This is a genomic window from Pseudomonas sp. Hp2, from assembly GCF_006386585.1.
Taxonomy (GTDB): Bacteria; Pseudomonadota; Gammaproteobacteria; order Xanthomonadales; family Xanthomonadaceae; genus Pseudomonas_S; species Pseudomonas_S boreopolis.
Genome location: NZ_VAHJ01000006.1, coordinates 22,998 through 49,332 on the forward strand (window position 1 = coordinate 22,998; position 26,335 = coordinate 49,332).

Sequence of the window (26,335 nt, forward strand, 5' to 3'; positions counted from 1 at the left end):
CACCGCGCCGCCGGATGCGGACAGCATGGGGCGCGATGGACTGGAGCAGGTACCGTACGGCCACCTATGACGAGCTGATCCAGGCCGACGGCGCCTCGCGCCCGGCCGCCCGGCCGGTCGTCGAATACCTCTCCAGCCTCTCCGGGCGCGAAATCTCCGAACGCCAGCTCGCCGCCGACGTCGCCGCGCGGGTCATGGGCATCACCTTCACGGTCTATTCCGACGGCCGCAACGTCGATCGCACGCTGCCGTTCGACCTGATCCCGCGCACCATCCCGCTCAGCGAGTGGCGCCGCACCGAGGCCGGGCTGAAGCAGCGCATGCAGGCGCTCAATATGTTCATCGGCGACCTGTACGGCGCGCAGCGCATCGTCAAGGACAAGGTGTTCCCGGCGATGCTGCTGGCCGAGTCGGTGAACTTCCGCCCGCAATGCGTGGGCATCGCGCCGCCGCTGGGCGTGTGGGCGCACATCTGCGGCTCGGACCTGGTGCGCGATGCCGACGGCACCCTGTACGCGCTGGAGGACAACCTGCGGATCCCTTCCGGGGTGAGCTACATGCTGGAGAACCGGCAGGTGGCCAAGCGGGTGTTCCCGGAACTGTTCGAGACCACGGCGATCCTGCCGGTCGACGAGTACCCGTCGCAGCTGTACGACACGCTGGCCGCGCTCAGCCCGCGTCCCGGCGACGTGCCGGTGATCGCGCTGCTGACCCCGGGCGTGTTCAACAGCGCCTATTTCGAGCATGCCTACCTGGCGCAGGCGATGGGCATCGAGCTGGTCGAGGGCGACGACCTGTTCGTCGCCGACGACGACTGCACCTACATGCGCACGGTGTACGGCCCGCGCAGGGTCGACGTGGTCTACCGGCGCATCGACGATGCCTTCATCGACCCGGAAGCGTTCCGGCCCGACTCGGTGCTGGGCGTGCCGGGGCTGATCCGCAGCTGGCGTGCCGGCAAGGTGGCGCTGGCCAACGCGCCCGGCGCGGGCGTGGCCGACGACAAGGTGGTGTTCGCCTACGTGCCGGCGATGATCCGCTACTACCTCGACCAGGAACCGATCCTGCCGAACGTGCCGAGCTACCTGTGCCACGACGACGAGGACCGGCGATACGTGCTCGAGCACCTGGAGGAGCTGGTGGTGAAGCCGGCCAACGAATCCGGCGGCTACGGCATGCTGATCGGACCGCGCTCGACCAAGCGCCAGCGCGAGCAGTTCCGCAGGCTGATCGAGGCCGACCCGCGCAACTACATGGCGCAGCCGACGCTGAACCTGTCCACCGCGCCGATCGTCACCGAGGACGGGCCGGCGCCGCGGCACCTGGACCTGCGCCCGTTCATCCTCTCGCGCGAGGACACCTACGTGACCACCGGCGGGCTGACCCGGGTGGCGATGCAGGAGGGCTCGCTGGTGGTGAATTCCTCGCAGGGCGGGGGCGCCAAGGACACCTGGGTGGTCGACCTGGACGAAGAGGAAGGGGGCTGAGCCGGTGCTTTCGCGCGTCGCCGACAACCTCTACTGGTTCAGCCGCTACCTGCGCCGCGCCGAGAACACCGCGCGGCTGGTCAGCGTGGGCAGCCTGCTGCAGCTGGACCTGCCGCGCTCGGTGCGCTTCGCGTGGCGGCCCATGATCGATACGGTCGGCGCGGGCGAGTTGTTCAACCTGTGGTTTCCCAACGCCGGCGACGACGTCGGCGATACCGACGTGGTGCGATTCCTGCTGCTGGACGAGCGCAATCCATCCTCGCTGCGCAGCTCGCTGGAGAACGCGCGCGAGATCCTGCGCCGCATCCGCGACACGCTGCCGCAGGAGGCCTGGGAGGCGGTCAACGACCTGCACCTGCACATCGGCGCGGAGGGCGAGCGCTGCGTCGGCCGGCGCTACCGGATGGAATTCCTCAATCGCATCACCGACGCCTGCCTGAAGGTGTCCGGGCTGTTGACCGCCAACGTCAGCCGCGACATCGGCTTCCAGTTCATGCGCCTGGGTACGGCGATCGAACAGGCCGACATGACCACGCGCATCATCGACGCGGCCGCCTCCGGCCTGGTCACGCCGCGCCAGGCGGACGATCGCGAGGCGTACCGGAACATGCAGTGGATGAACGCGCTGCGCGCGCTGGCGGCCTACCAGATGTACCGCCGCCACGTGCGCCAGCGGGTCAGCGGCGAGCAGGCGCTGCGCTTCCTGCTGCAGAACAACGAATTCCCGCGCAGCGTGCAGTTCTGCCTGAGCCGCGCGGCGCACATCCTGCCGGGCATGCCGCCGCGGCCCGCGGTCGAGCGCGCATTGATGCGGGTGTCGGGGATGATCCGCAACGCCGATCCGGTGTGGTTGGCGGCGCACGAGCCGACGGTGTTCATGGACGAGATCCAGCTGCGGCTGGGCGAGCTGCACGGGGCGATCGCCGAGGCGTACTTCAGTTCGTAGGGCGGGCGATCCGGGGCCCGTTTTGCACCTGTGGCGTTCGGTGAGCCCTTGGTCGAGAACGCCCTTGTCGGGACGGAAGTCCCTCCCACTGTAGCGCTGCCCCCGGGGCCGGCTCCCGGTGTCCGGCCCGGCATCTGGATGCCGCTCAGTGCGTAAGCGTATGCTGGACGGCTGCGTTGCCCTGCGTCCGCCGCCCGCCGGCGGGGGCCGGAAAGGCGAACACAATTCACCCCTTGGCCTGCCCGGAAGGCTAGAATCGGCGGCCATGTAAACGTTTTCTCAAGGAAGCCATGGCTGCTGCTGACCGAATCGAAGCCCTGATCGCCCGCATGACCGTCGAGGAGAAGGTCGGCCAGTTGGGGGCATTCGCCGACATGGTGCGGCCGTTCGCTCCGGACGTGAACCCGGAGGCCAACGTGCGCAATGCCGACGAGGTGCTGGCCCAGGTCCGTGCCGGCCGGGTCGGCTCGCTGTTCAACGGCGTGGGCGCCGAGCTGGGGCGGCAGATCCAGAAGGTGGCGGTGGAGGAGAGCCGGCTCGGCATCCCGGTGGTCCTGGCGGCCGACGTGATCCACGGCATGCGCACGGTGTTCCCGATCCCGCTCGGCGAGGCCGCCAGCTTCGAGCCGGAGCTGGCCGAGAAGACCGCGCGCGCCACCGCGGTCGAGGCCACCGCCGCCGGCATCCACTGGACCTACGCGCCGGCGGTGGACATCGCCCGCGACCAGCGCTGGGGCCGCGGTGCCGAGGGCGCCGGCGAGGACACCGTGCTGGGCGCCGCGTTCGCGGTCGCGCGCGTGCGCGGCTTCCAGGGTACGGACCTGCGCGCGCCCGATTCGCTGCTGGCGACCCCCAAGCACTTCGCCGCCTACGGCGCGGTCGCCGCCGGCATGGAGTACAACACCGTCGACATCGCCCCGCAGACCCTGCGCGACGTGCACCTGCCGCCGTTCAAGGCCGCCTTCGATGCCGGCGCGATCGCGGTGATGACCTCCTTCAACGACATCAACGGCGTGCCGGCCAGCGCCAACCGCGAGCTGCTGACCGATATCCTGCGCGGCGAATGGAAGTTCCCGGGCGTGGTGGTCTCCGACTACACCGCCGACATGGAACTGGTCGCGCACGGCTATGCCGCCGACGACCGCGACGCGACCCGGAAGGCGTTCCTGGCCGGGTTGGACATCAGCCTGCAGAGCGGGTTCTACGCCGCGCACCTGCCGGGCCTGGTCGAGAGCGGCGAGGTGCCGATGGAAGCCCTCGATGCCGCAGTGCGCCGCGTGCTGTGGCTCAAGGAGCGGATCGGCCTGTTCGACGATCCGTACCGCTCGCTCGACCCGGCGCGCGAAGCCGACGCCTCGCACATCCCGGCGCACGACCTGCTCGCGCGCGAGGCGGCCAAGCGGTCGATCGTGCTGCTGAAGAACGAAGGCGGCGTGCTGCCGTTGAGGTCGAGCGGCCAGAAAATCGCGCTGATCGGCCCGTTCGTGCGCGACCGCGACAACATCGAAGGCTGCTGGACGCTGTTCGGCGACAAGTCGCGCTACGTGACGCTGGAGGCCGGCATGCGCTCGGCGATCGGCGACCCGGCCGACCTGATCATCGAGCCGGGCTGCGGGATGGAGGAGGCGATCGACGGCGGCCTGCAGGCGGCGGTGCTGGCGGCGCAGTCGGCCGACGTGGTGGTGCTGGCGCTGGGCGAGCCGCAGCGCTACAGCGGCGAGGCGCAGTCGCGCACCGACATCGTGCTGCCGCCGGTGCAGCAGGCGCTGGCCGAGGCGGTGGCGGCGACCGGCAAGCCGGTGGTGGTGCTGTTGCGCAACGGCCGCGCGCTGGCGCTGGCCGGCGCGGTGCGCAACGCCGCCGCGATCGTGGTGACCTGGTACCTGGGCACCCAGACCGGCCATGGCGTGGCCGACGTGCTGTTCGGCCACTACAGCCCTTCCGGCCGCCTGCCGGTCAGCTTCCCGCAGGCGACCGGCCAGCAGCCGTTCTTCTACAACCACATGCGCACCGGCCGTCCGGAACTGCCGACGATGTCCGAGTACAAGGCACGCTGGCGCGAGATGTCGAACGAGCCGCTGTACCCGTTCGGGCATGGCCTGGGCTACACCACGTTCGAGTACGGCGTCCCGCGGCTGTCCAGCGAGAAGCTGGGTTGGGACGACACGCTGGTGGTGACCACGCGCCTGACCAACACCGGTGCCCGCGCCGGCGAGGAAGTGGTGCAGCTGTACGTGCACGACCGCGTCGCCAGCCGGGTGCGGCCGGTGCGCGAGCTGAAGGCGTTCCGCAAGGTGCTGCTGCAGCCGGGCGAGAGCACCGAGGTGATGTTCTCGCTGGACCGCCACGCGCTGGCGTTCACTAACCCCAAGGGCGAGTCCGGCGCCGAGCCGGGCGTGTTCGACCTGTGGGTGTGCGCCTCGTCGAAGAGCGGGGAGCCGGTGCAGTTCGAATTGCTCGCCGAGTGAGGCGGGCGGTCGCCGCGCCGCAATGCGGGCGCGGCGTAAACCGCGCCCGCGGTCCGGGGCGGGACAATGCCGACGCCGCTCCCGCATGTGCAGGAAAGACCGCTCTCGAGGTCCGCCCCGGCCCATGGGCCGGCGCGCGCGGGAGACTACGGCCGGTTCGCGGGCCGGGCACCGGCAAGGCTCGTCGCGGCGCGTGCCGCTCCTACGTGGTTCGGGCCTTCGGCGTGAGCTTCAACAAGCGCCCCCGGCTGCCGTCGCGTTCGTCCTCCAGCAGCCAGAGCGCGCCGTCCGGGCCTTGCTCGACCTCGCGGATGCGCGCGCCCATGTCGTAGCGTTCGGCTTCGCGCGCCTGCTCGCCATCGAAGGCCACCCGCACCAGCACCTGCGAGGACAGGCCGCCGATGAAGCCATCGCCCTTCCATTGCGGGAACAGCGTGCCGCTGTAGATCACGAAACCGGCCGGGGAGATCACCGGGTTCCAGGTGATCTTCGGCGCGGCGAATTCCGGACGCGTGTCGTGGTCGGGGATCGGGCGGCCGCCGTAGTGGTCGCCATTGGAGACGATCGGGTAGCCGTAGTTGGCGCCGCGCTCGATCAGGTTGAGCTCGTCGCCGCCCTGCGGCCCCATCTCGTGCACCCACAGCCGGCCCTGCGCGTCGAAGGCGATGCCGAGCGCGTTGCGATGGCCCAGCGACCAGACCTGCGCGGCCACGCCGCCGCGGGACGCGAACGGGTTGTCGGACGGTACCCGGCCGTCGTCCTCAAGGCGGACGATCTTGCCGAGGTTGCCGCCCATGTCCTGCGCCGGGTCGAACTTCTGCCGCTCGCTGGAGGTGATCCACAGCTTGCCGTCCGGGCCGAACGCGAGCCGGTGGCCGTAGTGGCCGCGGCCCTCGACCTTGGGTACCTGCCGCCAGATCACCTGCAGGTCCGACAGCGCGCCACCGCCGGCGTCGTCCAAGGCCAGCCTGGCGCGGGCGACCGCCGCGCCGCGGGTATCGCCTTCGCCGGCTTCGGCGTAGCTCAGGTAGATCCAGCCGTTGCGGGCGAAGTCCGGGTGCGGCAGCACGTCGCCGAAGCCGCCCTGGCCGCCGTAGGCCACCTCCGGGACGCCGGTGACCTCGCCGGTACGGCGGGTGGCCGGGTCGAAACGCTTGAGCGCGCCGCGCTTCTCGCTGACCAGCAGCGTGCCGTCCGGCAGGAAGCTCATCGCCCAGGGCTCGTCGAACTTGCCGAACTCGGTGGCGGCGAACGGCCATTGCGCGCGCGCCACCGCGGCCGGCGCGACCGTTTCGGCGGCGCAGGCGCCGGTGGACAGGGCAAGCAGGGCGGACAAGGCGATGATCGAAGCGCGGGTCATGGTCTCTCCGGAGGCAATCAAGGGATGGATTGGCGGACGGGGCGGCCGCGACGCCGGCGACGGATGCGCCGACAGGGGAGGTGGTTTACCTTACACGCCCCGCCGGGCCCGTGAGGCCTCGGCATCGGCCACGGAAAACGGAGTTTCGATCATGCAGAACGTGTCACGGACCTCGCCGGCCTTCATCGCCGCCTCGTGGGTCGCCTTGCTGCTGGGCAGCGTGGCCTACCTGGTCGGGCTGTGGAACGCCCAGATGCAGCTGAACGAGAAGGGCTACTACTTCACTCTGCTGCTGTTCGGGCTGTTCGCCGCCGTGTCGTTGCAGAAGAGCGTGCGCGACCGGCTGGAGGGCGTGCCGGTCACCGCCCTTTACTACGCCCTGTGCTGGTTCGGCCTGCTCGCGGCGCTGGTGCTGCTGGCGATCGGCCTGTTCAACGCCACCTTGCTGCCGAGCGAGAAGGGCTTCTACGCGATGTCCTTCGCCCTGGCGCTGTTCGGTGCGGTGGCCGTGCAGAAGAACACCCGCGACGCGCTAGCGCAGCGCGAAGAAGGCGAGCCGGCACAGCGCGTATCGCCGCCGCTGGACTGAGCCGGAGGATCCGGCCGGCTCAGCGCCGGCCGTCCTGCCCGACGATCTCGCGGGCGCTCTCCCAACCCCGCCGGACCGCGTGGCGGGCCTTGCTCCACGACAGCGAGCGCGGGCCGCGCTGCGCATCCCAGTTGCGGTGCAGTTCCGGTTCGATCTCGTCGTAGGCGCGCTCCGAGCCCCGGATGCGCGCCTCGTGGCCGGCCAGGTAGGCCGGCTCGTAATCCTCGAACAGTTCGCCGTCGGTGTAGTACGGCTCGCCGTTGAAGCGTTCGCGCCAGTAGCGCGACACCAGTTCGCGGGTGCCGTCTTCCGGCACGCGCCCGGGGACCTGGTAGGAAACATTCATGGCGGCATTCCTCCGCGAGGACGGGCTTCCACCCTAGAGGGCCGGTGGTTAAACCCGGCGGCAGGACGGGTGACGGCGCAATGAAGCCCGCGGGCGCGCGGCGGCCGGTCGGCGTAGCATCGCCGCACCGCCCGAGGATTCCGCGATGGCTGCGCAACCGTTGACGATGCTGACGCCGTACCTGGCCATGGCCGGCGTGGGCTGGCTGTACTACCGCCGGCTGCGGCGCCATTTCGGCTACCAGCGCTGGCAACCGCGGCGCACCTGGTTCCGGGTGGCCTTGTTGGGCGTGGTGATCGTGTGCCTGGCGCTGGTCGGCTGGACGCTGCCGCGCCTCGTGCCCGGCATGGCGCTGGGCGCGCTGGCGGGCGTGGCGCTCGGCCTGCTGGCCCTGCGCCATACCCGCGTCGAGTTGCGCGACGGCGTGCCCGGCTATACGCCCAACCCGTGGATCGGCGGTGCGCTGAGCGTGCTGCTGCTGGCGCGCCTGGCCTGGCGCTGGAGCCAGGGCGAGCTGTCCGGCGGCCTGCAGCAGCCTGCGCAGGCCAGCCCGCTGACGCTGGCGCTCGCCACGGCGCTGGTCGCCTACTCGCTGACCCAGTGCATCGGCCTGCTGCGCCGGATGCGGGCGCTGGCCGCGGTCAGGTAGCGGCCGAGGCGGCTTCGTAGGGCAAGGCGGTGGCGCCGGCGGACAGGATCGCCGGCTCGGCGGACGCGAGTACGTCGTCCTCGGCGTCCACCACCAGCAGGATGCGGCCGGCTTCGATCTCGCCCTCGAAGCGACGCCGGACCGGATCGGGAACGGTCGCGCCCACCAGCGCCGAGGACCAGGTGCCCACCAGGGCACCGGCCAGGGTCATCACGCCGACCCCGGCCAAGGTGAGGCCGAGCGGCGGGACCGCCACCGCGACCAGCCCGGCCAGGAGGCCTGCGGCCCCGCCGCCCGCGGCGCCACGCAACGCCGCGGGCAGGAAATCCGTCCTGGCTTCCTTGCGGTCGTCGGGTATCGCCTGCAGCTCGATGTTCGAGCGTGCGATCAACGACAGGGCGTCGTTGTCCACGCCCGCCTCGCGGGCCGCCTGCAACGCGCGCTGTGCGGTGTCCACGTCGGGTGCGCTGTAGACACGGCGGGTCTTCATCGAGGCTCCTCCGCATCGGGACGATGCGGCCACCTTCATCGGCGCCGGGTTACCGGCCCGTGATGCGGCGTGAGCCCCGTGCGAGGGCGCCGGGGCCTAGCGCCGCGGGAACAGGTAGATCACCGTCCCCACCAGGATCGCCACGGCGGCGGCGAGCAGGTTCTGCCAGCTCGCGCTGGCCAGCAGCGCCAGCGTCAGCAACAGCGCCAGCACCGGGATCAGCGGGCCGCCCGGCAGGCGTACCGCGTCCTTGCGGTCGCGGTAGCGGCGCGCCAGCACCAGCACCGCCGCGGCAGTGCCGAGATAGGCCAGCAGCCGGGTGACCATCGACAGCAGCGCGAGCTGCTCGAAGGAACCGCTCAGCGCCAGCGCCAGCGAGATCGCGAACTGGATCAGCACCGCCACGTACGGCGTACGGAAGCGCGGGTGCACCGCCGCCACCCATTTCGGCCCGTAGCCGTCCTGCGCCAGCGCGAACAGGAAGCGCGGCCCGAGCATCACGGTGTTGCTGGTGGTGCCGAGGATCGAGATGGTGGCGCCGACGGTGAGCAGCAGCGCCAGCCCTTCGCCGCCGAAGCGCGCGGCGGCGTCCGCCAGCGGCGTGGCCGAGTCCGTCAGGTTCGGCAGCGTGCCCTGCGCGACCACCTGCACCAGCACGTAGAGCGAAGTGACGGTGACGATCATCACCATCAGCGCGAACGGCACGTCGCGGCGCGGATTGCGGTACTCGCCGGCGGCGGCCGGGATGTTCTCGAAGCCGGCATAGGCGAACAGCAGCAGCAAGGCGGCCTGGCCGAGATTGCCGTAGTCGTGCAGGTCCGGGCGCGGCCCGCCCAGCGCCTGCCCCCAATCGACGTAGAACAGCCCGAGCGCGACGAACACCAGCAGCGGCACCAGCTTGCCGATCACGAGGACCACCCCGGTGCGCGCGGCCGAGCGCACGCCGATCACGTTGATCGCGGTCAGCGCGCCGAGCGAGCCGACCACCACCAGCAGGCGGCCGCCGCCCTCGGCCGCGGCCGGCCAGAACCGCGCGACCGCATCGGCGAGCGCGTTGCCGAGCGCGGCGGCCGAACTGATGCGGGTCAGCCAGATGGTCCAGCCGACCTGGAAGCCGGCGAAGGGCCCGAACGCCTCGCGCGCGTACAGGTAGCTGCCGCCGGGCTTGTCGAAATAACTGGCGGCCTGCGCATAGCACGACACCAGCAGCGCGACCGCGAGCCCCGCCAGCACCACCGACGCCAGGCTGAAGGCGCCCAGGTGCAGGAACACCAGCGCCGGCATCAGGTAGATGCCGCTGCCGATCACGTCGTTGATCGAGAGCCCGACGATCTGCCAGCGGCTGACCGCGCGCAACAGTTGCGGCTTGTCGCCAGTGGCGGGGGCGCTCATGGCCGGGCCTCCAGCGCCGGCAGCGCCCAGGCGCGTTGCAGCCGCCTGTATTCGGCCTGCGGCAGCAGCACGAAGCGCGGCCGGGCCGCGGGGTCGAGCCAAGCGAGCAGGCGCTGCATGTCGGCCGGTTCCATCGCGGTGCAGCCGGCGGTGGCCTCGCCGGGCGTGCGCCACAGGTGGGCGAAGATGCAGCTGCCATGGCCGGGCACGGCGCGCGGGTTGTGCTGGATCACGAAGCCTTCGCGATAGCGGATGTCGCCGTCGCGGTGCAGGTCCATCCGCATCGGTTCGCTGGAGCCCTCGACCGCATCCGCGCCCACCTGCGCGGCATCGACGATGCGGTTGTAGAGCGGCGAATCCGGCACGTCCATGCACCAGTGCGTGGCCCGCATCGCCTGGTAGGGCATGGCGCTGTCGATGCGGTCGGCGTAGCCGAACGCGGGCCCGAGATCGAACACGCCGGCCGGACTGCGGCCATCGCCCTCGCGTTTGCGCGGGCCGCCGGACTGCGGCGGGTGGACGCCGTCGCCCCAGGCGCTGCCGTTGCGCCCGACCGCCACCGCGAAGGCCGGGGCCGCCGCGCGCCAGCCGTCGCCCTGCCGCTCGAAGGCATGCAGCTCGCCCCGGGGCGCGTCCCAATCGGCGGTGACCACGACCACGAGTTGCCGGGCGGCCGCGGTCGGCGCGGTGGCGGCCAGGGCCGGGGCGCAGGCGATCATCGCCAGCGGGGCCAGCAGACGCAGCAGCAGGAAGGCGTGGCGGATCATGCGGGCTCCGGGGCGTCAGGATTCGAGCAGGCGCTGTACCCGCGCCAGGTTGGTGGCCAGTTCGTGGTGCCGGCCCGGGTTGGCCTGGCACAGCAGCACGAACACGAAGTCGAGCAGGTATTGCAGGGAGGCACGATAGAGCAGTTGCGCGATGTGCGCGGCAGGGTCGTGCGCGGAGACCGCGAGCGAGGCGTCGGCCATCGCGCGCAGCGGGTTGGCGGTGTGGCGGGTGATCGAGACCAGCTTGCCGCCGGCGGCCTTGAACTCGCGGGCGACGTGGGTGAGCTGGGGCAGCTGGCCGAATTCGGAGAACATCAGCAGCACGTCGCCGTCGCGCACGGCGGAGAGGTTGGACATCAGCAGGATCGGGTCGGCGTGGTGCACGCTGAGCACGCCGAGCAGCGACAGGCGCATGGCGAACTCGCGCGCGAACAGGCCGTCGTCGCCGATGCCGCAGACGAACACCTTGCCGGCCCGGTCGAGCAGTCCGACGATGGCCTCGACGTCGGGCCGCGGGTTGAGCAGGCGGGTTTCTTCCTCGGAGGCGGCCTTGCTCTCGCGCAAGGTCAGGTCGAGGCGGTGGTAGGCGTCGCCGTTCTCCTCGCGCGCGGCCTGGCCGGGCGCCGGGTTGCCGGCGCGCGCGACGGCCTCGCCGATCGAGTACTTCAGGTCGGGGTAGCCCTTGAAGCCGAGCTTCTGGCTGAACTTGACCACGCTGGACTGGCTGATGCCGAGGGCGCTGGCCAGTTGCTGGGACGAGTAGTCGCGCAGCAGGTGGGCGTTGTCGAGGATGAAATCGGCGATGCGGCGTTCGATCGCCGACATGCCGTCGCGCTCGGAGCGGATTTTCACCAGGGGCGGCATGGGAGGGATGGGGTCTCCGCGTGGCATCGGGTCAATCTAGCGGGTTTGGTGGTATCGCGGTTGCGATTCGCAGGATTCCTGCAGGAGCGGCGCAAGCCGCGATGGGACTTCCCCCAGCAATGGATAAGGCCTTTGTGGGGGGACTCCCCGTGGAGAAATGCCACGGTAACGCCTCGTCACGGCTTCAACATCTCCAGCCCGCGGATCTCGCGGATGCCCAGGCCCGGCGCGTCGGTGATGCTGATCTCCGATTCGTTGAAGATCACGCCGCCCTCGACGGGATTGAACTGGCCCAGCGACGGGCCGTCCAGGTCGACCTTGGTGATCACGTCGGACTTGGCCACCGCCAGGTGCACCGCCGCGGCGACGCTGATGCTCGACTCGATCATGCAGCCGATCATGCACGGCACGCCGTACAGGCCGGCGATGTCGGCGATGCGGATCGCGTTGGACAGCCCGCCGGTCTTCATCAGCTTGATGTTGATGATGTCCGCGGCGCGCTTGCGGATCAGCTCGAACACCTGCTGCGGCGCGAACACGCTCTCGTCGGCCATCACCGGCGTGTTGACGCGCTCGGTGACGTACTTGAGCCCGTCGATGTCGGCGGCCTTGACCGGCTGCTCCAACAGTTCCAGCACCACGCCGGCGTCCTCCAGCGCGCGCATCGCGTGCACCGCCTGCTTGGCGGTCCAGCCCTGGTTGGCGTCCAGCCGCAGCAGGGCGCGGCCCTCGACCGCGGCGTGGATCGCCTTGACCCGTTCCACGTCCAGGCCGATGTCCTTGCCGACCTTGATCTTCAGCGAGTCGAAGCCGCGCTCCACCGCCGACAGCGAGTCGGCCACCATCTTGTCGATGTGGTCCACGCTGATGGTGATGTCGGTGGTGATCACCGGGTCGCCGCCGCCGAGCATCCGGTACAGCGGCGCGCCGTACAGTTGCGCCCACAGGTCGTAGACGGCGATCTCCACCGCCGCCTTGGCGCTGGTGTTGCGTTCCATCGACGACTGCACCAGCGCGGTGATGCGGTTGAGGTCGGCGATGTCCTGGCCGATCAGGCGCGGCTTGATGTGGCGCTCGATCGCCTCGACGATCGAGCCCAGGGTGTCGCCGGTGATCGGCGGCGTCGGCGGCGCCTCGCCATGGCCGACGTGGCCGCTGTCGGTGCGGATCAGCACCACCACGTCCTCGACCGTTTCCACGGTGCGCAGGGCGGTCTTGAACGGCGTCTTGAGCGGCACGCGCAGCATGCCGAGCTGGATGTCGGTGATCTTCATTCGTGGGTGCGGGGTCGGATGCGCTGGATGTTGGTGATGAGGTCGACGTAGTCGCTGGTGTCGCTGGCCAGCATCGGCTCGAGCGGGGTCACCGACACGCCGTTGAGGTGGCCGGCGACGCGCTTGCCGTCCGGGCCGGCCCAGCCGCCGCCGGCGGTGTCGTGGATCATGTAGGCCAGGCCGCCATCGTGGCCCAGCGCGACCATCACGTGCCCCGGGATGTAGACCAGGTCGCCGGCCTGGAGGCGCTTCACCGCCGCCATCCGCACGGCCTTGCCGTCGCGCTTGTCGAAGGCGATGCGGTCCAGCGCCGGGCTGACCGCCTGCGCGCTGGTGTTGCGCGGCATCAGCACGCCGAAGCTGCGGTAGATCTCCGAGACGAAGCCGCTGCAATCGCGCGTGCCGTAGTCGTGGCCCCAGCCGTAGCGCTCGCCCAGGAACTTGAAGGCCTGCGCGACGAGGTTGCGCGGGGTCAGCGGCAGGTAGTCGGCGGCGGTGTCGGCGGTGCGCGGCAGCAGCGCCGGCACCAAGGCCAGGCTGCCGTCGTCGTTGCGGACCGGCAGCTGGATCACCCACGAGGTGTAGGGCATCTGCCCGTTGACCGGCTGCCCGGGCGGCCAATCGGCCAGCACCGGCACGCGCACGCCCATGTCCAGTTGCAGGCGCGAAACCTGCGGCTGTTCCGGCGTGTAGGCGGTGAACGCGGTGGCGCCGGTGACGACGCGGTAGGGGCCTTGCCGGCCGTAGCCGAACACCTGCTCGGCGCTGCCGAGGGCGACGTTGCGCTTCTCGGTCCAGGCGAAGTAGCGCTCGCTGGCGACGAACAGCCACTGGCCGTCGCGGCTTTCGTGCAGCACGGCGACCGTATCGCCCGGGAACAGCGCCGATTCCTGGAAGCGGTCGATGTCGGTGTCGCCGACGCGGCTGAACGCCCGCAGGGCGGTGGGAAAAGTGCGCAGTGCGGCGCGGCGCGTCACCAGCCCGTATTGCAGCGGGCGCGCGGCGGGCACGGCGTCGAGCGCCAGCGCGTCGACCAGGCCGTCGAGCGTGGCCGCGTCCAGAGGCCGGCCCTGCGCGTCGTAGAGCGTGCGTGCGGGACGCGCGGAGAGCTTGCCGACCTGTTCGCGCACCCAGGCCGCCGGCAGCGGCGAAGGCAGCGCGCGCAGGTCGTGGATGGCCGGGTCCCGTTCGCGCATGCGTGCGTTCTGCGCGGCGATGCCGGCGCGGTCGAGAATCACCCGGTCGGGTTCGGGCTGGCGCGCGATCCAGTAGTCCGGCGACAGCTGCGCGGGCGCGACCGCCACCACGCCGGTGGCCGGATCGATCGCCGGCGCCGGGACCGCGGCCTGACGGGCGCTGGCGGGCAATAGGCAGGCGGCCAGCAGCCATCCGGCCGTCGCGCACGTCCAACGGAGGGTCCCGCGGCGTGGTTTCGCTTGAATCGTCATGGCAGCCCCCGAAGCATGTTCAAGAATATTTATTCGATACTTCTGTAATTGCAAGAATAAATTATTGACCAACGGTGCCGGTGCGTGTTACACCGCCGTTACCACCTGCACCGGGGAAGTGTCGTCGTGGATCTGCGTCGTGACCAGCATTGCCCACCGGCCCTGCGCGGAGTCCGTGCGCTGGGTTGCGCCCTGCTGTTGGCGGCGGCGCCGTTGGGAGCCACCGGGGCGCAGGCGCCGGCCGAGCTGGTGGCACAGGTCGATGCCGGCCACTTCCGCGAGGCCGAGGCACGCATCGAGCAGGCCTTGGCCGAGCCCGGGCTGAGCGCGGCGCAGCGCGACGCCTATCTGTTCCAGCGCGAGCGCATGCGCCGGATGCGGCTGGACTTCGGCCTCGACGAGGCGGCGGTCAAGCAGCGCCTGCGCAAGTGGATCCCGGATTTCCGCGATTCGGATTTCGCGGCCTGGGATGCCGCCGGCCTGCTCGAGCACCTCGACATCGACGGCGAGCGCCGCTATTTCAACCGCGCGCCCTCCAACCTGTTCCGGCTCGACGCGGCAGCGCGCGCGCGGCGCGGACCGGACGCGCCGAAGATGACCGACGGCCCCTACGAACGCCTGAACCCGCATCACCGCGCGGTGGTCGCGGCGGCGGCCGCGCGGCCGGGCGCGACCAGCGTGCTGCCGCAGCGGGTGCGCATCACCCAGTCGCTGACGGTGAAGGCCGACGCGGTGCCGGCCGGCGAGACGATCCGTGCCTGGATCCCGTATCCGCGCGCGATCCCGGGCCAGCAGGACGACATCCGCTTCCTCGCCAGCGTGCCGGCCGGCGCGCGCGTGGCGCCCGATGCGGCGATGCAGCGCACCGCCTACCTGGAGCGCAAGGCCGTGGCCGGCACGCCCACCGAGTTCTCGGTGAGCTACGAAGCGACGATCCAGGCGCGCCGCTTCGCGATCGATCCTGGCAAGGTGCAGGCGACGCCGGCCGATCCCGCGCTGCGGCCCTACCTGGCCGAGCGCCCGCCGCACATCGTGTTCACCCCGGCGCTGCGCGCGTTTTCGCGGCAGGTCGTGGGCGAGGAGACCAACCCCTACCGGATCGCGCGCAAGCTGTTCGCGGCGGTGGACCGCATCCCCTGGGCCGGCGCGCGCGAGTACTCGACGATCAGCAACATCAGCGACTACGCGCTGCATGCCGGCCATGCCGACTGCGGCCAGCAGACCCTGCTGCTGATGACGCTGCTGCGCATGAACGGCATCCCGGCGCGCTGGCAGTCCGGATGGACGTTCTCCGACAACGCCACCGGGTACGCGAACCTGCACGATTGGGGCTGGCTGTACCTGGCGCCCTACGGCTGGGTGCCGATGGACGTGACCACCGGCGCGCTCGACAGCGACGATCCGGCGCTGCGCGATTTCTACTTCGGCGGCCTGGACGGCTTCCGCATCGCCTTCAACGACGACTACGGCCAGCCGCTGTGGCCGGCCAAGGCGCATTTCCGCTCCGACGACGTCGACTCGCAGCGCGGCGAGGCCGAATGGCGCGGCGGCAACCTCTATTTCGACCAGTGGGACTACCACTTCGACTGGCAGCTGCTGCCGGGCGGCTAGGGCCGGCGACGGCCACCACTTCAACGACTGCAGGAGAGAGCAGGGGATGAACGGCAAGCGTTTGCACAAGGCGGCGTTGTACGTCGCGCTGGGGGCATGTCTGGGGGCGGTCGCGCCGATGGCCGCCGCCCAGGACGGCGCCGTGATCGGGCGTTTGCTCAACGAGAGCGGGCGCTCGCTGGACGGGGCCACGGTCACCGTGAGCAACCCGGCCACCGGGTTCGCGCGCAGCGCGAGCGTCAATGCCGACGGCAGCTACCGCATTCCGGCGCTTTCGCCGGGCCGCTACCGAATGACGCTGTCGGTGGACGGCGCCGCGCCGGTCGCGGTCGGCGAGGTCACGGTCACGCTCGGCAACGCGACCACGGTCAACGTGCCGGTCGGCGCGATCAGCACGCTGGGCGCGGTGGAGGTGCGCGCGCCGCAGGTGGTGTCGATGGTGGACGTGAGCTCGACCGAGTCGGCGATGAACGTCAGCCGGCAGGACGTGGCCCGCATCCCGGTGGACCAGGACCTGAAGTCGGTGGCGATGCTCGCGCCGGGCGTGGTGTCGGGCAAGTCCTCGCTGGGCGCGCAGGGCATCTCCTTCGGCGGTTCCTCGGTGGCCGAAAACTCGGTCTACATCGACGGCCTGAACGTCACCGACTTCTACAACCGGGTCGGCTTCTCCTCCGCGCCGTTCGCGTTCTTCCAGGAATTCCAGGTCAAGACCGGCGGCTACTCGGTGGAATTCGGCCGCACCACCGGCGGCGTGATCAACGCGGTCACCCGCTCGGGCACCAACGACTTCCATGCCGGCGTGGAGATGACCGCCGAGCCCAGCGCGTGGGGCCTGGGCGGGCGCGACTACTTCCTGGACAACGGCGAGCCCTACTACATCTCCAGCCGCGACGGCGGTACCCACAACAAGCTCAACGTCTACGCCTCCGGCGCGCTGGTCAAGGACCGCCTGTTCTTCTTCGGCATGTACGAGGCGCGCGACAACCGCGACTTCAACACCAGCAACGACGGCGCGACCTTCAACGACGCCAGCGCCGACAACGGCTTCTGGGGCGGCAAGCTGGACTGGCAGATCACGGACGACCACAGCCTGTCGCTGCTCGCCTTCTCCGACAAGAACGAGACCACTGCCGAGGTCTACGGCTACGACTACGCGACCGCCACCAAGGGCGGTCTCAGCAACCGGATCTACACCAACACCGGCGGCAACAACTGGGCGCTCACCTACAACGGCCGGCTCGGCGACAACTTCGTCATGAAGGCGATGGTGGGCGACAACAAGCGCGACTACTCGAACAAGAGCCAGACCGACATCGAGTGCAACCGCGTGGTCTCCGAATCCGGCATCGCGCCGGCGGGCATCCCGCTCGGCTGCACCACCAACTCGGCGGTGGAATCGCGCCTGGACGAACGCCAGGCCGCGCGCCTGGATTTCGAGTGGACATTGGGCGACCACCTGCTGCGCTTCGGCCTGGACCGCGAGAAGAACACCTCCGACTACCAGCGCCGGTATCCCGGCCCCGGCGGGTTCTACTACAACGTGTACGGCACCAGCCCCGGCGCCACCCTGGTCAACGGCGGCACCGTGCCGGCCGGCGTGAACGCCTACGTGCGCGCGCGCCGCTACGAGATCGCCGGCGAGTTCGAGACCGACAATTCCGCCTACTACCTGGAGGACAACTGGTCGGTCACGCCCAACCTGCTGCTGAACCTGGGCGTGCGCCTGGAGCAGTTCGACAACAAGGACAGCGAGGGCCGCAGCTACATCAAGATGGACGACATGATCGCGCCGCGCTTCGGCGCCTCGTGGGACATCCGCGGCGACGGCACGATGAAGCTGTTCGGCAACGTCGGCCGCTACTTCCTGCCGGTCGCCAACGTCATCAACATCAAGCAGGCCGGCGGCCTGCTCGACGAGCGCACCTACTACGCGCTGGCCGGCTGGGAGACCCGCGAGCTCAACGGCTCGCGCTACCAGGTGCCGGTGCTGGGCGCGCAGATCGGCCCGGTCGACGATTCGCAGGGCGACGGCACGGTCGGCGACCTGCGCTCGGAAGTGGACCGCGACATGGACCCGGTCTACCAGGACGAGGCGATCCTCGGCTTCCAGCAATCGATCGACGAGGCCTGGTCGTACGGCGTGCGCGCGATCTACCGCAAGCTGCACAACGCCATCGACGACATGGAGATCAGCGCCACCGGCGCCTGCGGGCCGGACGGCTACATCGGCTGGGTGATGGCCAACCCGGGCAAGAAGGTCACGGTCTGGGGCGACACCAACTGCGATGGCGATGCCGACGGCTGGGTCACCGTGGACACGGCCAAGGAAGGCTGGGCGATGTATCGCCAGGACGGCGTCGACGCCGACGGCGACCCGATCATGACCTACATCGGCCAGCGCGGCTGGGACAAGCCCAGGCGCGACTACAAGGCGCTGGAACTGCAACTGGACCGCGCCTGGGACGGCAAGTGGTCGATGAACGCCTCGTACACGCTGGCCTACGGCCGCGGCAACGCCGAGGGGCCGGTCAACTCGGACACCGACTTCGCCGACACCGGCCGCACCGAGAACTTCGACGATCCCTTCGTCAACCTCCGCGGCTACGGCTACCTGGCCAACGACCGCCGCCACCAGGTCAAGCTGCGCGGCGCCTATGCCATCACCGACCATTGGCTGGTCGGGGCCACGCTGGATGCGCGCTCGGGCGGGCCGGTGACCGGCTTCGGCGTCGGCAATCCCTACGACGCCACGGTCTACCACAGCTACTACGTGTGCGTGGAGAACTGCGATTCGCCGTACTCGGCCGAGCGCGTCTACGCGCATTCGGGCCGCGGCGGCTACGGCCGCCTGCCCTGGAGCTACGAGTTCGGCGCGAGCGTGACCTGGCTCAAGTCGTTCGGCGAGGCCGACCTGAAGGTGAAGTTCGCGGTCTACAACCTCACCAACCAGCAGAAGAAGCTGTCGGTGAACCAGGAACTGGAAGGCGCGGTCGGCGGCCGCAATGCCCTGTTCCTGTATCCGGAAAGCTTCCAGGCGCCGCGCTACGCGCAACTCGTGGTGTCGCTGGATTACTGAGCGCGGGCGCGGCGGCCGCCGGCGGGTTATCGTCCGGCGGCCTCCGCGGGAAAGGACGAAGATGAGCGCATCCGAACGCCGGCGCCGGTACCGGCACGCCTGGGCGGGATTGTTGGCGCTGGCCGCGACGGCGACGGCCATGGCCGGTCCCGGGCGCACCGCCGCGTACGACCGCCTGTTCGAGCAGGCCATGGCCGAGTACCGCCTGCCGGGCCTGGCGGTGGGCGTGATCGAGGACGGTCGCGTGGTCTACCAGCGCACCGCCGGCGAGCGCGTCGCCGGCAGCGGCGAGGCGATCGATGCCGATACGCTGTTCAAGATCGCCTCCAACAGCAAGGCGATGACCGCTGGCGTGCTGGCGCGGCTGGTGGACCAGGGCCGGCTCGCCTGGGACGATCCGGTGACCAAGTACCTGCCGCGGTTCCGCATGTACGACCCGTGGGTGACCCGCAACATCCAGGTGCGCGACCTGCTGATCCACAACAGCGGCCTGGGCCTCGGCGCCGGCGACCTGATGCTGTGGCCGGAGCCCAACGACTTCACCCGGGCCGACATCCTCGCCGGGCTCGCCCACCTCCGGCCGACCCACAGCTTCCGCGCGCATTACGCCTACGACAACCTGCTGTACGTGGTCGCCGGCGAAGTCGCCGCGGCGGCGGGCGGCCAGCCGTACGAGCGGCTGGTGCGCGAACAGGTGTTCGGCCCGCTCGGGATGGATCGCTGCCAGGTCGGCGCCTGGGACCGCGACGCGGTCGGCAACGTCGCCCAGCCGCACGGCCGCGACGGCGCGCGCAACGTGCCGGTGCGCGTGGACGGGGCCCATATCCCCGACATGCCGTCGATGGCGGCGGGCGGCATCCGCTGCAGCCTGCGCGACATGCTGGCCTGGATGCAGCGTGCCTGGCTGGCACCGGACCCGGCCGCGCCCTGGCTCTCCGAGGCGCAGCGCCGCGCGGTCTGGAGCCTAGCCACGCCGATGCCGATCAGCCAGCGCATGCGCGACTGGGACGGCACCCGCCTGTACGGCTATGGCTACGGTTGGCGGCTCTCGGACGTGGACGGCGAGTGGAAGGTCGCGCACACCGGCACGCTGATGGGCATGTATTCCTCGCTGGTGCTGCTGCCGGACCGGCGCAGCGGCTTCGTGATCCTGATCAACGGCGAGGGCGAGGCGGCGCGCACCGCGCTCGGCGAAGCCCTGCAGAAGACCTTCACCCGGCCCGGCTCGCCCGAACTGGACGTGCGCCACTATGCGCGCCTGCTGCGCGCCGAGCGCGAGGCGCCGAAGCCCGCCGCGGCGCGGGCGCCCGACACCTCCGACCGGCGCGATGCGACGCCGGCCGAACTCGCGCGCTGGCAGGGCGTGTACCGCGACCCCTGGTTCGGCGAGGCCTCGCTGTGTCCCGCCGGCGACGGCGTGCGCTTCGCCGCGGTGCGCTCGCCGATGCTGCGCGGCAAGGTGATGCGCTCGGGCGGGCGCTGGCTGGTGGATTGGGACGAGGCCAGCGTGGATGCGGAGCCGTGGCTGGCGTTCGCCGGCGCGGATGCCTCGTCGGGAGCTACGATCAGGCTCGCCGCGATCGATCCGGACGCCGACTTCAGCTACGACTATGCCGACCTGCATTTCACCCGCGTGGCGGACTGCCCCTAGCGTGCGGATCCTCCGCAAGAGCGCGGCACGTCCCTGTGCCGGCTACCTTCTCGCCCTGTCGCTCGCCGGTGCGGCCCATGCAGCGCCGGCGGTCTCGCCCGCGCGCGACGCCGCGCAGGCCGGCATGCTCGACGTGGCCACGCTCGCACCCGGCTTCGTCGTCGACATGCGCTATGCCACGCCGGACAACTTCACTCGCCGCACCGTGCCTGGCTACGAAGCGCCGCGCTGCCTGCTGCTGGAGCCCGCGGCCGAGGCGCTGGCGCGCGTGCAGCGCACGCTGCAGGTCCAGGGCTATGCGCTGCGCCTGTACGACTGCTACCGGCCGGTGCGCGCAGTGCAGGCGTTCGTCGCCTGGGCACGCGCGCCCGACGACCGGGCCGCCAAGGCGGTGCACTATCCCGGGGTGGACAAGCGCGACCTGTTCGCCCGCGGCTACATCGCCGAAACCTCCGGCCACAGCCGCGGCGCCACCGTCGACCTCGGCCTGCTCGATTGCCGGCAGGGGCCATGCCGCGACGTGGACATGGGCACCGGCTTCGATTTCTTCGATCCGCTAGCCAACACCGACTCGCCGCGCGCGACGCCCGCGCAGCATCGCCATCGCCGGCAACTGCTGGAGGCGATGCGGGCGGAGGGCTTCGTCAACTACCCGATGGAGTGGTGGCACTTCACCTACAGGCCGGAACCGACGCCGGATACCGCCTACGACTTCCCGATCCGGTGACCGCCATGCCTGGCATGCACGCCTTCGTCGCCATTTCCTGCCCGTACTGCGGCGAGTCGATCGACATCGCCGTCGATGCCTCGGTCGAGCGCCAGCGCTACATCGAGGACTGCCAGGTGTGCTGCCGGCCAATGATCGTCGACGTGGCCGTGGACGAGGACGGCGAGATCGGGGTGACGGCGCGTTCGGAAGACGACGCCTGAGCCGCGCGGCCGCGTGCCGCCCCTACAATGGCGTTCCTCCCTCCGGATGCTCGCGAATGAACCTGCCGCTGCACTATGGCCTGCTCGGATCGCTGGAAGCGGGCCTGATCGCCTTCCTGGTCGGGCTGCTGGTGTTCGCCCTGTGGGAACGGCTGTGCCGCCGCACCGGGCTCTCGCACGGGCATGCGCTGGGCTGGGCCTGCGTGATCGCCACCGCGATCGCCGCCGGCTGGGACATCTGGAACCTGTTCTACACCAGCATCGTGCGGCTGGAGTCGCCGCTGTACGCCCGCATCGCGCTCGCCAGCATCCACGACCCGGACGAACTGGGCGCGCGCGTGGTGCTGGAAGTGATCGGCGCGCTCGCCGGCGTCGCCCTCGGCTGGCGCTTGTTCAGTGCCCGATCAGGAACCGACGAACGCTGAAAGCGCGGCATCCGGCCTGGAAAATGCGCGCCGGCTCGCAATTGCGGAGGCGTTGAATGCGCGCGTTACCGATGGCTCACCTGTCGCTAACTTCGGCCTAGCCGCATTCGCGGGCGAGGTGGTTAAAACCCTGTTCTGCCTTCGACCGGGCAGCAAGGCACGTTCATGCGCGGGCGGTACGTTGCTCCCGTGCACGGTCGCCGTGCATTCCACGAATCGAAGGAGACCACCTATGAACACCCGCAATCGCAAGTCGCTGATCGCCATCACCGCCGCGCTGGCCGCGGCCCTGGCGCTGCCGGCCATGGCCCAGAGCACCGCCCAACAGGATCCGGCCGCTGCTGCGGCGGCGTCGGCCCAGTCGGGCCAGTCCTCGGGTGGCGGCCAGACCTGGGCCAGCGTCGATACCGACAGCGACGGCGCCATCAGCAAGCAGGAGGCCCAGGTCAACGCCGGCCTCGCGCAGATCTTCGACCAGGCCGACAGCAACGGCGACGGCAAGCTGACGCCGGACGAGTACAAGGCCTTCGTCGCCAAGCAGCAGAGCGGCGACAACAGCGCGCCGCCGCAGCAGCAGAACTGATTCCCCGGGCCCAGGAGGATCGAACGGGAGTGGCCTGGCCACTCCCTTTTTTTCCGCCGGCCCGCCCCGGGAATCGCCATCGGCTCCCCGCGCGCGGGGCCGCGCCCTACAATGGACCGATGAAAAGCATCGGCACACGCGACGGCCACGCGATCCAACTGGTCGGCTTCGACGGCGACGACACGCTCTGGAAGAGCGAGGACTACTACCGCACCGCCGAGGCGGAGTTCGAGGCCGTGCTCGGCCACTACATCGACCTGCGCGACCAGCGCATGCAGCAGCACCTGCTCGCGGTCGAACGGCGCAACCTCAAGATCTTCGGCTATGGCGCCAAGGGCATGACCCTGTCGATGATCGAGACCGCGATCGAGCTGACCGACGCGCGCATCTCCGCGCGCGACATCCAGAAGGTGCTGGAGATCGGCCGCGCCACGCTGCAGCACCCGGTGGAGGTGATCGCCGGCGTGCGCGAGGCGGTGGCGGAGATCGCGCGCGAGTTCGAGGTGGTGCTGATCACCAAGGGCGACCTGTTCCACCAGGAGCAGAAGATCGCCCAGTCCGGTCTGTCGGACCTGTTCCGGCGCATCGAGGTGGTATCGGAAAAGGACCCGCAGACCTATGCGCGGGTGCTGGCCGAGTTCGACCTGCCGGCGCGGCGCTTCGCGATGATCGGCAACTCGCTGCGCTCGGACATCGAGCCGGTGCTGGCGCTGGGCGGGTGGGGCATCCATACCCCTTACCACGTCACCTGGGCGCACGAGAGCGAGCATGGCGTGGCGGCCGGCGACCCGCGCCTGCGCGAGGTGCCTGCCGCCTCGGGCTGGCCCGCGGCCGTACATGCGCTAGACTTGGCGGCCGGGGCGTCCGGCGGCTGAGCCGCGCGCCCGGACCGAAGGATGCCGAGGCCGGCGCACGTCCGGCCCGCGTAATGGAAGACAGACGGAGAATGCCATGGCAAGGATATGGACGTTGCTGCTGGGGATCGCCCTGGTGCAGCCGTTGTGGGCGGCGGAGCTGGAAGAAGAACGGGTCAACCCCAGCGAGGTCACCTTCGAGAAGGGAGTGCCGGTCTACTACGAAGGCGGCAGGCCGGTACGGCTGAAGACGCGCCAGGAAGGCGGCGAGACCATCTACTACCGGCTGGTGCGCTACGACGCGCAGGAAGGCTACGTGGACCAGGACGGCCGCAGCATCGCCGCCGACGGCAACTACGTGTCGCCGCAGACGCCGATCCGCGGCTTCGCCGCCGGTCGCGCGAGCAGCCGCGTGCGCTACTACGGCGCCGGCCTGTACGGCCCGGATTACTACCAGAGCCCCTACAACCGCGACGCGCGCAAGCACTACTCCGGGCCGGGCTACTACGGCAGCTGCGACTGGCGGGGGTGCCGCGAGGTGCACTACCTGGTGCCGGTCTACGGATATCCGTACTGAGGTCCTGGTATCGGCGCCCGCGCGGGACTGGCCGTACGCGCGGGCTGCGGCATCATCGGCGCATGATCCCCGCGCACCCCGCTGCTGGCGCAGGCCGGTGCGCCCGGCGCCGGCGATGCCCGGATCGACCGCCAGCTCGGCGACATCAACGCCTACGCTCTCCGCCATCCGGACAGCTTCCCGGACGAGGCGGCGCGTTATGCCAGTGTCCGCACGGCTATGTCCAGGCCTTGCCGGAGCAGCGGCGCCGGCCGCCGGGCAAATGCATTCGGCCGCCGAGCCCGGAAGCACTCGCCGCCGGCGTGTCATCGTCGAGCGCCTGGTTCGACAGGCGCATGATGCGTCACGAACGTCGACGACGCGGCTGACGGCGCGCGCCGCAAGCAAGCCGATCAGATCGAAACCGAGGCGCGCTGTTGCCGGCGCTGCATGGTCATCAGCAGCATCACCGTCAGCAAGGCCGTGGCCACGACGAAAATGCCCATGCCCAGGTAGTCGCCGCCCAGCCCGCCAGCGGTGCTCAGCGCGACATCCTCGCCATTGGGCACGAAGCTCGCGGCGTACATGCCGGTGTAGTGCATGCCGCACACGGCCACGCCCATCACCAGCGCGCTGCCGAGCATCTGCACCCAGCCGCGCAGGTTGAAGGCCAGCCACAGCGCCACCGTCGAGGCGACCACGGCGATGACCACGGACACGCCGACGATGCCCATGTCGTAATGGGTCGTTGCCGGCATCTTCATCGCGGCCATGCCGGTGTAGTGCATGCCGGCCACGCCCAGGCCCATGCACAGTCCCGCCATCAGCAGCTTGCCCCAGCCGAATACGCCGGAGCCCGCCAGGACCAGGCCGACCATGCACGAAGCGATGCCGACCACCGCCGACAGCGCGGTCAGGCCCAGGTCGTAAGTCACCTGGATTTCCATCCGGCACGCCAGCATGGCGATGAAGTGCATGGCCCAGATCGCGCCGGCGCCCAACGCCACGCCGCTGGCGGTCACCGCCTGCCAGCGTTGCGCACCGGTCCGCGCGGCCGGGATGCCGATCGCGATCTGCAGCGCGGTGAACGAGCCGAGGACCGAAACCAGGTACGACAACAGCATCAGGATCGGATCGTGGACGCAGTGGATCGCATGGTCGTGCGGCATGGTGGATTTCCCCTCGGCTCGTTGCGGTGGTGGCTGGCCAGGGACAGGCCTGGTCAGACGTGGAATACGAACTTGCAGCAGCTCGCGCCGTTGGCGCGGCAGGACACTTCGCTGACCCGCACCAGGCCCAGATTGCCGGCCTCGTTGAGTGCGCCCTCGAGGAAGCCGCGCAGGAAATGGCATTGCGGCGCGGTGACCGCCGGCCCCGGGATGGCGAACGGACTGCTGTGGGTCCTCAGCGTGTCTTCCTCCAGCTCTGCGGGCAGCAACTGGCGCAGCGCCGGCAACGCGATGTGGCGGATCGAACCGGCCATCGGTAGACGTGCGCCCAGGGCGAAATCGCGCTTGTACACCCAGGCGCCGACGCGGGTGCCCATATAGCGCAGGGTCGATTCGCGCTGGGCCGGCTCCAGGCTGCGCTCGAGGCTCAGTACCTGGCCGAACACCTGCGGATAGTCCTTGGCGATCTGCTGCAACAGGGACTCGACCCGCCTCTGGTCGAAGGCCATCTTGGCCGAGGCCTGGGCTTGCATGGGGGGCGAGGCAGGCGCCACGGCAGCCGCAACGGGGGCTTCCCTGTGCAGCGGCGACGCTGCCTGCAAGGTGGCCGGAGCACTGGCGTCGTAGGCGTTGGCCTCCAGGCTCTGCACCATCCAGTGCGTGCCCAGTTGTTCCTCCATCTGCATGAGATTGGCCTCAGGCCCCTGCACGACCATGATCATGACCACGCCGGTCTCGGTGTTGGCGCGGCGGTGGCGCAGCAGGTTGAAGCGATTGGCGATCAGTACCTCGCCCAGCGCTATCAGCAAACCATCCCGACGATCGGAAACGATCTTCAGTTCTATATCGACGAGCTTGTCCATGATTCCCCGTGTCGTACGCCACACCCGCGTGGGGGCGCCGCCTGCGCCGCGCGTTTCTGTAGAAAAACGGCTCCTTCGCAGCGCCGTAAGAAATAGCACGAAGCATGAATGCAATAACGCGACGGCCCGCACACTGGTCTGCAAGTGTCCGTGAGTGTCATCACGGTTCGGCAGGCGGGGGAATCGGGGCGTGCGCAGGTTGGGAAACGGCAGATCACGAAGCGGATCGGCGATGGATGCGCTCCGGGGCGTGTCATGAACTTTCGGGGCGGGATGCGCGGGCGTCGGCAGTGCGGGACCGATGTCGCGTGGTGCGGCCTGGCCGGCGGCCAGGCGAGTCGCGCGGCGCGGGCTCCGCCGATGTCCCGCCCTCCGGGAAGTGGCCTGGGCGTGCCGATGCTGCGTTGCGCGCCTTGCCAGGCGGCCAGCCTGGGTTGTTGCGCCGATACGCCCCAGGCCGCTTTCCCCATCCCCGAGTTCAGGACAGGCTCCAGGCTTACACCCGGCGGTTCGTGCGGCATTATTGCTACATGAGCT

Annotated in this window: 24 protein-coding genes; 14 read left to right on the forward strand and 10 right to left on the reverse strand. The window is 70.2% G+C overall.

What is annotated here, in order from left to right; genetic code table 11:
- Positions 1-35 precede the first annotated feature (35 nt).
- From FD678_RS16480 to FD678_RS16490, 3 genes are all read left to right on the forward strand, one after another.
- The gene (locus FD678_RS16480) at positions 36-1,487 is read left to right on the forward strand and encodes a circularly permuted type 2 ATP-grasp protein (protein ID WP_140726301.1); all 1,452 of its coding nucleotides are present in this window, start codon (positions 36-38) and stop codon (positions 1,485-1,487) included.
- 4 nt (positions 1,488-1,491) lie between these two features.
- Positions 1,492-2,433 (forward strand): alpha-E domain-containing protein, encoded by a 942-nt coding sequence (locus FD678_RS16485; protein WP_140726304.1) that lies wholly within the window; start codon positions 1,492-1,494, stop codon positions 2,431-2,433.
- Between the two features lie 290 nt (positions 2,434-2,723).
- Positions 2,724-4,901 carry a glycoside hydrolase family 3 N-terminal domain-containing protein gene (locus tag FD678_RS16490; RefSeq protein ID WP_140726308.1) on the forward strand — a complete coding sequence of 726 codons (2,178 nt, stop codon included), beginning with the start codon at positions 2,724-2,726 and terminating at the stop codon, positions 4,899-4,901.
- Positions 4,902-5,103: 202 nt separating this feature from the next.
- On the opposite strand, the gene FD678_RS16495 is transcribed toward FD678_RS16490, so the two are convergent.
- Positions 5,104-6,261, reverse strand: a complete 1,158-nt coding sequence (locus FD678_RS16495; protein WP_140726311.1) for a PQQ-dependent sugar dehydrogenase — start codon at positions 6,259-6,261, stop codon at positions 5,104-5,106.
- Between the two features lie 151 nt (positions 6,262-6,412).
- Between FD678_RS16495 and yiaA the strand changes: the two genes are divergently transcribed.
- Positions 6,413-6,850 carry an inner membrane protein YiaA gene (gene yiaA / locus FD678_RS16500; protein ID WP_140726314.1) on the forward strand — a complete coding sequence of 146 codons (438 nt, stop codon included), beginning with the start codon at positions 6,413-6,415 and terminating at the stop codon, positions 6,848-6,850.
- A 19-nt stretch (positions 6,851-6,869) separates the two neighbouring features.
- On the opposite strand, the gene FD678_RS16505 is transcribed toward yiaA, so the two are convergent.
- Positions 6,870-7,196, reverse strand: a complete 327-nt coding sequence (locus FD678_RS16505; protein ID WP_140726319.1) for a hypothetical protein — start codon at positions 7,194-7,196, stop codon at positions 6,870-6,872.
- Between the two features lie 145 nt (positions 7,197-7,341).
- On the opposite strand from FD678_RS16505, the gene FD678_RS16510 reads away from it, so the two are divergent.
- Complete coding sequence (locus tag FD678_RS16510; protein ID WP_140726322.1) at positions 7,342-7,845, forward strand: hypothetical protein; 504 nt, start codon at positions 7,342-7,344, stop codon at positions 7,843-7,845.
- On the opposite strand, the gene FD678_RS16515 is transcribed toward FD678_RS16510, so the two are convergent.
- The 6 genes from FD678_RS16515 to FD678_RS16540 all read right to left on the reverse strand — a co-directional run bounded on the left by FD678_RS16515 (position 7,838) and on the right by FD678_RS16540 (position 13,999).
- Positions 7,838-8,335 (reverse strand): hypothetical protein, encoded by a 498-nt coding sequence (locus FD678_RS16515; RefSeq protein ID WP_140726326.1) that lies wholly within the window; start codon positions 8,333-8,335, stop codon positions 7,838-7,840. The genes FD678_RS16510 and FD678_RS16515 overlap by 8 nt on opposite strands.
- A 96-nt stretch (positions 8,336-8,431) precedes the next feature.
- Positions 8,432-9,727 carry an APC family permease gene (locus FD678_RS16520; protein WP_140726329.1) on the reverse strand — a complete coding sequence of 432 codons (1,296 nt, stop codon included), beginning with the start codon at positions 9,725-9,727 and terminating at the stop codon, positions 8,432-8,434.
- Complete coding sequence (locus FD678_RS16525; protein WP_140726332.1) at positions 9,724-10,494, reverse strand: L,D-transpeptidase family protein; 771 nt, start codon at positions 10,492-10,494, stop codon at positions 9,724-9,726. Before FD678_RS16525 ends, FD678_RS16520 begins: the two co-directional genes overlap by 4 nt.
- A 15-nt stretch (positions 10,495-10,509) precedes the next feature.
- Positions 10,510-11,346: a MurR/RpiR family transcriptional regulator gene (locus FD678_RS16530; protein ID WP_218569796.1), complete on the reverse strand. Its 837-nt coding sequence runs from the start codon at positions 11,344-11,346 to the stop codon at positions 10,510-10,512.
- 188 nt (positions 11,347-11,534) lie between these two features.
- Complete coding sequence (locus tag FD678_RS16535) at positions 11,535-12,632, reverse strand: dipeptide epimerase (protein ID WP_140726338.1); 1,098 nt, start codon at positions 12,630-12,632, stop codon at positions 11,535-11,537.
- Positions 12,629-13,999: an SH3 domain-containing protein gene (locus FD678_RS16540; protein ID WP_218569797.1), complete on the reverse strand. Its 1,371-nt coding sequence runs from the start codon at positions 13,997-13,999 to the stop codon at positions 12,629-12,631. The genes FD678_RS16535 and FD678_RS16540 overlap by 4 nt, the downstream gene beginning before the upstream one ends.
- Positions 14,000-14,206: 207 nt before the next feature.
- Here FD678_RS16540 and FD678_RS16545 point away from each other — a divergent pair, with 207 nt between their 5' ends.
- The 9 genes from FD678_RS16545 to FD678_RS16585 all read left to right on the forward strand — a co-directional run bounded on the left by FD678_RS16545 (position 14,207) and on the right by FD678_RS16585 (position 23,787).
- Positions 14,207-15,691 carry a transglutaminase-like domain-containing protein gene (locus FD678_RS16545; protein ID WP_218569798.1) on the forward strand — a complete coding sequence of 495 codons (1,485 nt, stop codon included), beginning with the start codon at positions 14,207-14,209 and terminating at the stop codon, positions 15,689-15,691.
- 46 nt (positions 15,692-15,737) lie between these two features.
- Positions 15,738-18,767 (forward strand): TonB-dependent receptor, encoded by a 3,030-nt coding sequence (locus FD678_RS16550; RefSeq protein ID WP_140726346.1) that lies wholly within the window; start codon positions 15,738-15,740, stop codon positions 18,765-18,767.
- A 61-nt stretch (positions 18,768-18,828) separates the two neighbouring features.
- Entirely contained in the window at positions 18,829-20,418 is a 1,590-nt protein-coding gene (locus tag FD678_RS16555) for a serine hydrolase domain-containing protein (RefSeq protein ID WP_218569799.1), read from the forward strand.
- A gap of 1 nt (position 20,419) precedes the next feature.
- Positions 20,420-21,145, forward strand: a complete 726-nt coding sequence (locus FD678_RS16560) for a M15 family metallopeptidase (protein ID WP_256661960.1) — start codon at positions 20,420-20,422, stop codon at positions 21,143-21,145.
- A gap of 14 nt (positions 21,146-21,159) precedes the next feature.
- Positions 21,160-21,348, forward strand: coding sequence for a CPXCG motif-containing cysteine-rich protein (locus FD678_RS16565; protein WP_218569819.1), 189 nt, complete (start codon positions 21,160-21,162; stop codon positions 21,346-21,348).
- A 56-nt stretch (positions 21,349-21,404) separates the two neighbouring features.
- Entirely contained in the window at positions 21,405-21,773 is a 369-nt protein-coding gene (locus FD678_RS16570) for a hypothetical protein (protein ID WP_140726355.1), read from the forward strand.
- 232 nt (positions 21,774-22,005) lie between these two features.
- Positions 22,006-22,356 (forward strand): EF-hand domain-containing protein, encoded by a 351-nt coding sequence (locus FD678_RS16575; protein WP_140726358.1) that lies wholly within the window; start codon positions 22,006-22,008, stop codon positions 22,354-22,356.
- Positions 22,357-22,475: 119 nt separating this feature from the next.
- On the forward strand, positions 22,476-23,231 hold the full coding sequence (locus FD678_RS16580) for an HAD family hydrolase (protein WP_140726362.1): 756 nt from the start codon (positions 22,476-22,478) through the stop codon (positions 23,229-23,231).
- Between the two features lie 76 nt (positions 23,232-23,307).
- The gene (locus FD678_RS16585) at positions 23,308-23,787 is read left to right on the forward strand and encodes a hypothetical protein (RefSeq protein WP_140726365.1); all 480 of its coding nucleotides are present in this window, start codon (positions 23,308-23,310) and stop codon (positions 23,785-23,787) included.
- A gap of 392 nt (positions 23,788-24,179) precedes the next feature.
- Here FD678_RS16585 and FD678_RS16590 read toward each other — a convergent pair whose 3' ends face one another.
- Positions 24,180-24,935: an MHYT domain-containing protein gene (locus FD678_RS16590; RefSeq protein WP_140726368.1), complete on the reverse strand. Its 756-nt coding sequence runs from the start codon at positions 24,933-24,935 to the stop codon at positions 24,180-24,182.
- 53 nt (positions 24,936-24,988) lie between these two features.
- Positions 24,989-25,798, reverse strand: coding sequence for a V4R domain-containing protein (locus FD678_RS16595; RefSeq protein WP_140726371.1), 810 nt, complete (start codon positions 25,796-25,798; stop codon positions 24,989-24,991).
- Between the last annotated feature and the right edge of the window lie 537 nt (positions 25,799-26,335).

Bases quoted from the DNA above. Each gene is read 5' to 3' on its own strand.
- FD678_RS16505 (WP_140726319.1), bottom strand. From the start codon at position 7,196: ATGAATGTTTCCTACCAGGTCCCCGGGCGCGTGCCGGAAGACGGCACC.
- FD678_RS16550 (WP_140726346.1), top strand. From the start codon at position 15,738: ATGAACGGCAAGCGTTTGCACAAGGCGGCGTTGTACGTCGCGCTGGGG.
- FD678_RS16585 (WP_140726365.1), top strand. From the start codon at position 23,308: ATGGCAAGGATATGGACGTTGCTGCTGGGGATCGCCCTGGTGCAGCCG.
- FD678_RS16515 (WP_140726326.1), bottom strand. From the start codon at position 8,335: ATGAAGACCCGCCGTGTCTACAGCGCACCCGACGTGGACACCGCACAG.
- FD678_RS16575 (WP_140726358.1), top strand. From the start codon at position 22,006: ATGAACACCCGCAATCGCAAGTCGCTGATCGCCATCACCGCCGCGCTG.
- FD678_RS16570 (WP_140726355.1), top strand. From the start codon at position 21,405: ATGAACCTGCCGCTGCACTATGGCCTGCTCGGATCGCTGGAAGCGGGC.
- FD678_RS16495 (WP_140726311.1), bottom strand. From the start codon at position 6,261: ATGACCCGCGCTTCGATCATCGCCTTGTCCGCCCTGCTTGCCCTGTCC.
- FD678_RS16595 (WP_140726371.1), bottom strand. From the start codon at position 25,798: ATGGACAAGCTCGTCGATATAGAACTGAAGATCGTTTCCGATCGTCGG.
- FD678_RS16525 (WP_140726332.1), bottom strand. From the start codon at position 10,494: ATGATCCGCCACGCCTTCCTGCTGCTGCGTCTGCTGGCCCCGCTGGCG.
- FD678_RS16480 (WP_140726301.1), top strand. From the start codon at position 36: ATGGACTGGAGCAGGTACCGTACGGCCACCTATGACGAGCTGATCCAG.
- FD678_RS16565 (WP_218569819.1), top strand. From the start codon at position 21,160: ATGCACGCCTTCGTCGCCATTTCCTGCCCGTACTGCGGCGAGTCGATC.
- FD678_RS16510 (WP_140726322.1), top strand. From the start codon at position 7,342: ATGGCTGCGCAACCGTTGACGATGCTGACGCCGTACCTGGCCATGGCC.
- FD678_RS16520 (WP_140726329.1), bottom strand. From the start codon at position 9,727: ATGAGCGCCCCCGCCACTGGCGACAAGCCGCAACTGTTGCGCGCGGTC.
- FD678_RS16555 (WP_218569799.1), top strand. From the start codon at position 18,829: ATGAGCGCATCCGAACGCCGGCGCCGGTACCGGCACGCCTGGGCGGGA.
- FD678_RS16590 (WP_140726368.1), bottom strand. From the start codon at position 24,935: ATGCCGCACGACCATGCGATCCACTGCGTCCACGATCCGATCCTGATG.
- yiaA (WP_140726314.1), top strand. From the start codon at position 6,413: ATGCAGAACGTGTCACGGACCTCGCCGGCCTTCATCGCCGCCTCGTGG.
- FD678_RS16535 (WP_140726338.1), bottom strand. From the start codon at position 12,632: ATGAAGATCACCGACATCCAGCTCGGCATGCTGCGCGTGCCGCTCAAG.
- FD678_RS16490 (WP_140726308.1), top strand. From the start codon at position 2,724: ATGGCTGCTGCTGACCGAATCGAAGCCCTGATCGCCCGCATGACCGTC.
- FD678_RS16580 (WP_140726362.1), top strand. From the start codon at position 22,476: ATGAAAAGCATCGGCACACGCGACGGCCACGCGATCCAACTGGTCGGC.